The following is a 5562-nucleotide window of genomic DNA, read 5'->3' as shown; positions in this document are numbered from 1 at the left end:
GCCCCGACTACCAGGGCCCCTACCGCCCCGCCCCCTGCCGGCCCGCCCCGCCTACCGCGACGGCGTGGACGAAATCTACGCCCTGCCCGCCCCGGGGCTGCCCATCGGCCACGACCCGCTGTTCGACTAAAAACGCTGTTGACCAGGCCCCCCCGGGGCCCCGGCCCGCTACTACCCGCGCGCCAGCAGCGCAATGCCCGCCACCACCAGCACCAGGCCACCCGCCTGCGGCCAGCTCAGGCCCTCGCGCAGCACCACCAGCCCCAAAATGGCCGTGAACAGCACCGAGCCGCCCACAATCACGGGCGTGCCCACGGAGGCCGGCACTCCGCGCCGGAACACCACGAACGCCAGGATTTCGGCCAGCCCCACGCCCAACCCGGCCAGCGCCGCCAGCCCCAGGCCCTTGCCGCTCACTGGCAACGGCTGCCCTTGCAGCTTGAGACGCAGCAGCCACGCGCCGCCCAGGGCCGCGGCCACCAGTTGCAGCACCACGGCCCCCACCGCCGGCGGCAGGTGCTCGGCGGCCAGCTTGAGGAAGAAGTTGTAGCCCGCCAGGCACAGGGCCGTGAGCAGCGCCAAGGGGAGCCAGTTGGGCATCAGACAAGTAATTTAAAGCAAAGCCAGCCACCCTGGCCGGGGCTCGCACCTACCTTTGCCGCAAGCGCGTTGGTATGTCCCCCGGCCACGGTAGCCCTTGAAAAAGGGAAACCCCGGCTGCTGGACACAGACGGGGTTTCAGAAGCGGGGGTTTTGCGGAACCCTCAACTTCACTGCAATGAAACGGGACAACGCGACAAAACTACTACAGGCAGTTGGAAAAGCTGTGCTGGTGGGGTTTGCAAGTGGCGTAGCAAAGGCCTTGGCCGTGCTACTCGTCACTTATCTACTCCGGTAGTTGGTAAGGGGTTGGGCCTTGAGCCCGGCCCCTTATTTTTTGCTGAATACTGCGGATATAACGGGTTGGGAGTGATGATAGTTTCGGACTCATTTTAATCGCTCCAATAAGTCCTTTTGAATTACCTCCCATTCTGTAAAATCTCCGCTTTCAGCCCATAGCTCTTGCAGTTCGGATTTTTTCATTACTTGATTAACAGCTTTTCGAGCTAATTTTTTCAGCGCAACACCAATACCGATTGAATCAGATGTTGGCTGTAATTCAGTTGGGAAATCGGGCGCTGGTTTCGTGAATGATGCAGCTACCATCTCAGCCGCAGCTAATGCCACACTGGCTTCATCAACTTCGATATATTCACCTTCTTCACCCAGATCAACTACGGTAGTCAACGCGTCTTCTATACTTTCCAAAGACGGACTATCGATGAAGTCGCCCACAAAATCCATTGCTTGATCATTCTCAAAATTTCGGTTCCCCCAGGCTCCCATGAGTATTTTTTTTGCAAAGTGTTAAAGTCAAAATAATTACCGCAACTGCTCCTTTAACAGCTCCATTTCCACCTGCGGGGATACCTTTTCATAAAGCACGCGGTAGGCGGCCGTGGTGATGGGCATGTGGACCTTGAGCTTGAGGTTGATTTCGTGGATGGACTTGACGGCGTAGTAACCCTCGGCAATCATGTTCATTTCGAGCTGCGCCGACTTTACGGAGTAGCCGCGGCCCACCATGCCGCCGAAGGTGCGGTTGCGCGAGAACTGCGAGTAAGCCGTCACCAGCAGGTCGCCGAGGTAGGCGGAGGCCGAGAGGTCGCGCGCCAGCGGGCTGATGGCTTGCAGGAAACGGCGGATTTCCTGCACCGCGTTGCTCACCAGCACGGCCAGGAAGTTGTCGCCGTAGCCCACGCCGTGGGCGATGCCACCGGTGAGGGCGATGATGTTTTTCATCACGGCGCAGTACTCAATGCCGTCGAGGTCCAGGGCCGGGTAAGCCTTCACGTAGCGGTTGCGCAGCAGCTCGCAGAAGCCCTGCGCCAGGGCCGCGTCGGGCGAGCCGATGGTGAGGTAGCTCTGCTTTTCGAGGGCCACTTCCTCGGCGTGGCAGGGCCCCGCGATAACGCCCAGCTGGGTGCGCGGCAGCCGGAAACGCTCGGCCACGTAGTCGGTCACGAGCTGGTTCTTGCCCGGCAGCATGCCCTTGATGGCGGAAATGACCTTCTTATGCTTCAGCGCGTCGCGGTCGAGCTTGTCCAGCACGGGCTGCACAAAGGCGGCGGGCACGGCCAGCACCACCCAGTCGGCCTCCTCCACCACGTCGGCCAGGTCGGTGGCGGGGTACACCCGGTTCAGGTCGAACTGCACCGCCGAGAGGTAGCGCGGGTTGTGGCGGGTGCGCAGCAGGTGCTGCACGTCGTCTTTGGCGCGCAGCCACCAGTCGATGCGGGCGCCGTTTTCACTCAATATTTTGGCGAGAGCAGTGGCCCAGGAGCCGCCGCCGAGCATGGCAATTTTTTCCAACGGGAATGGGTGGGGAAAGAAGGATGGCTTTTTAGTTGCTCGTTGTCAGGCAATAGGGCCCCCAGGCAACAGGGCCGAGCAGCTAGTAACGAGTACCCGAGCTGTTTTACGAAGTGGTCAGAACGTCATGCTGAGCTTGTCGAAGCATCTCTACAGCTTACTAATCATGATTACTGGCGCGGGAGAGATGCTTCGACGAGCTCAGCATGACGCTCAATTTTGAATCTCCAAGCTTCCTACGCAGCTTCAACTGAGAACGGGCAACGAACCTACTCTACGGCTTGGCCTCGGCCAGGGCTTCCTTGCTCAGGGTTTTGGCATCTTTGATAACCACCCGGCCGCCGTCTTTCAGCTCCTTGGCCACGGCCCGGAAGGGGCCCGTGACGACGGGCGTACCGGCGGCCACGCCGCTCAGGATTTCGATGTTCTTGGAATCGGTGATGCCCGTTTTCACCGGCGTGAGCACCGCTTTGCCGTCCTTCACCACGAACACCACTTCCTGGATGGCGGGCTTGTCGGTGCTGGTTTTGGGGCCCACCAGGGTGGCCGTGCCACCGGCCCGGCCCATGCCGCCACCGCCGTTGGGGCCCTCCACCGTGGCCACGGCCGAGTCGGAGCGGGTAGTTACGGCGAACAGCGGCACGCTGAGTACGTGCGCCTTGCGCTCGGTGATGATGTCCACCGAGGCCGTCATGCCCGGGCGGAAGGGCACGATGGTCTGGCCCTTCGCCACGCGCACGAGGTGGCGGTAGCTCTCGGGCAGCAGCCGGATGCGCACCTCGAACTCGGTTACGGCCTCGGCCGTCAGCGCGTCCTTGGCCGTGTTGGCAATGTTGGTGACGACGCCCCGGAATTTCTCGTTGCGGCTGGCGTAGGCGTCCACGTCCACCTCCACCGAGTCGCCCAGGTTCACGTTGGTCACCTCGTTCTCGTTCACGCTCACGCGCACCTCCATGTTGTTGAGGTTGGCGATGCGCATGATTTCGGTGCCCGCCATTTGGGTGGTGCCCACCACTCGCTCGCCTTTCTTCACGTTCAGCTTGCTCACCGTGCCGCTCACCGGGGCGTAGATGGTGGTCTTGTTCAGGTTCTTGCGGGCTTCCTCCAGCGAGGCCGAGGCGGCCGTAACGGTGCTCTGGGCGGCGCGGATGGACTGGCGGGCCGAGTTAATTTCTTCCTGTGAGGCGTTGTAGGCGGCCTGGCTGGCTTCGTAGTCGGACTGCGAAATCACCTTTTGCTTGTAGAGCGAGGCGTTGCGGCGGTACGTCAGCTCGGTTTGCTTGGCGGTGGCAATCAACTGCTTCAGGCGGGCATCGGCCTGGCCCACGTTGGCGCGCTGGGTGCCCACCTGCGCGCTTTGCAGGCTCACCTGGGCCTGGTAGTTGTCGGGGCGGATGCGCAGCAGCAGCTGGCCCTTCTTCACGGAGTCGCCCTCCTGCACGTACAAGGCAATGATTTCGCCCGACACGTCGGGCGAGATTTTCACCTCCGTTTCGGGCTGCACCTTGCCCGAGGCGCTCACCTTTTCGGTGATGCTGGCCGGGCCGGCGGTTTCCACGAGCACCTCGGTACCGGCGGGCTTGCCCACCCAGCCCTGTTTTTTGGCCACTACAAAGCCCACGAGCAGCACGAGCACCAGGGCCACCAAGCTGTAGAGTAAACGGTTGTTCTTCATATTTTTAGCTGTTAGCTAATGGCTGTTAGCTGTTAGCTTTTTGAGTGCGGAGTATTGGGTTGCCGGCATTAAGGCGTAAAAGCTAACGGCTAACAGCCATCAGCTAACAGCCAAAACTCACAGCGCGAGCGGCTTGCCCTGGTAAAAGTCGAGCACCTTGCGGCGGAAGATGAAGGTGTACTTGGCCTGCAGCTGGTTGGACACGGCGAAGGTGAGGTTGTTTTTGGCAATGTTGAACTCGGTGCCGTTGAGCAGGCCGTTGTTGAAGCGGATTTCCGAATTGCGCTGCGTGAGCGTGAGGGCCGCGACCTGGCGCGTGGCGGCGGCGTACTGAAGCTGGGCGGCGCGGGCGTCGGCGTAGGCCTGCTCGATGCCCTGGCGCAGGGTGAGGCGGGCCTGCTCGGCGCGCACGCTGGCCGACTGCTCGTTGATGAGGGCCCGCTGCACGCCCGTGCGCACCTGGAGGCCGTTCAGCACCGGAATTTGCAGGGCAAACTGCACGGCCTTGCCGTAATTGTTGCCCAGCTGATCGAAAAAGTTCGTCGGCAGCGTTTCGAAGTTGGGCTGCTTGCCGGTGAGCACCTGGAAAGAGGTGGGCAAAAGCCCGTTGGGCGTGTTCTGAAACACCGGAATCGACTGGGTACTAGTGGAGTCGCCCGTGAAGATGCGCGTGGACTGCGACGAGGAATACAGCGTGGAGAGCGAACCGCCGAGCACAAAGCGGGGGTAATACCCCGCCCGGGCAATGTCGGTGCCGCGGCGGGCGCTTTGCACGCGCAGGTCGGCCGCCCGGATTTCGGGCTTGGTGCTGGCGGCAATCTGGAACGTTTGGTTGAGGTCCACCACGTAGGGCGCCTCTTGGTCGGGGTCGGGCAGCGGGGGTACTTCAATGGCAAAGCCCTGGGCCCCGGCCGGGTCGATGTTCATGAGCTGCAACAGGGCCAGGCGGGCCAGGTCGGCCTGGTTCTGGGCCGTAATCACGTTCAGCTCGTCGGTGGCGAGCTGCGACTGGCTGTCGAGCAGCGTGCTTTCGGGGATGCTGCCGGCCTTGAGCAGGATGTTGGCGCGGTCAATCTGCGCTTGGTCGCTGGCCACGCGCGTTTGGTTGGCGCGCACCAGCTCCTGGGCCAGCACGAGCTGCAAGAACTGCGAGGCTACGTTGAGGCTCAGGTCGTTGCGCGACTTTTCGGTGTCCTCCAGGCTGGCCTCGTAGTCGAGCACGTTGCGCTTGATGGTGTTGCGCAGCTGAAAGCCCTGGAACAGCACCAGCTGCGCCTGCCCCGCCAGGTTGTTGGAGCGGGTGGTGGCGTTCTGGAACTGCGAGGTCACCGGGTTCACGTAGGTGCCGTAGTTCCAGCCCTGGGTGGCGTTCAGGTCCAGTACTTTATCGTTGGGCTTTGCGGTGCGCAGCGTGGTATACAATTGCTCCCACTTGCCCACCATGTCCTGCATGTCCTTATCCAGCTCGGCCACGT

Annotated in this window: 5 protein-coding genes; all 5 read right to left on the bottom strand. The window is 61.9% G+C overall.

What is annotated here, in order from left to right; all coding sequences use genetic code 11:
- Positions 1 to 171: 171 nt before the first annotated feature.
- Positions 172 to 600 (bottom strand): EamA family transporter, encoded by a 429-nt coding sequence (locus BEN49_RS10510; protein ID WP_070743060.1) that lies wholly within the window; start codon positions 598 to 600, stop codon positions 172 to 174.
- Between the two features lie 387 nt (positions 601 to 987).
- Positions 988 to 1386, bottom strand: coding sequence for a DUF4259 domain-containing protein (locus BEN49_RS25600; protein ID WP_083325981.1), 399 nt, complete (start codon positions 1384 to 1386; stop codon positions 988 to 990).
- 36 nt (positions 1387 to 1422) lie between these two features.
- Positions 1423 to 2412, bottom strand: coding sequence for an NAD(P)H-dependent glycerol-3-phosphate dehydrogenase (locus tag BEN49_RS10505; protein ID WP_094123143.1), 990 nt, complete (start codon positions 2410 to 2412; stop codon positions 1423 to 1425).
- A 274-nt stretch (positions 2413 to 2686) separates the two neighbouring features.
- On the bottom strand, positions 2687 to 4087 hold the full coding sequence (locus BEN49_RS10500; protein WP_070743058.1) for an efflux RND transporter periplasmic adaptor subunit: 1401 nt from the start codon (positions 4085 to 4087) through the stop codon (positions 2687 to 2689).
- A 117-nt stretch (positions 4088 to 4204) separates the two neighbouring features.
- Positions 4205 to 5562, bottom strand: a 1358-nt coding sequence (locus BEN49_RS10495) for a TolC family protein (protein ID WP_070743056.1), incomplete at its 5' end; no start/stop codon positions are given.

This window comes from Hymenobacter coccineus, from assembly GCF_001816125.1.
GTDB lineage: Bacteria > Bacteroidota > Bacteroidia > Cytophagales > Hymenobacteraceae > Hymenobacter > Hymenobacter coccineus.
The sequence above is the reverse complement of the archived record's forward strand: the minus strand, read 5'-3'. Positions and strand labels throughout refer to the sequence as shown.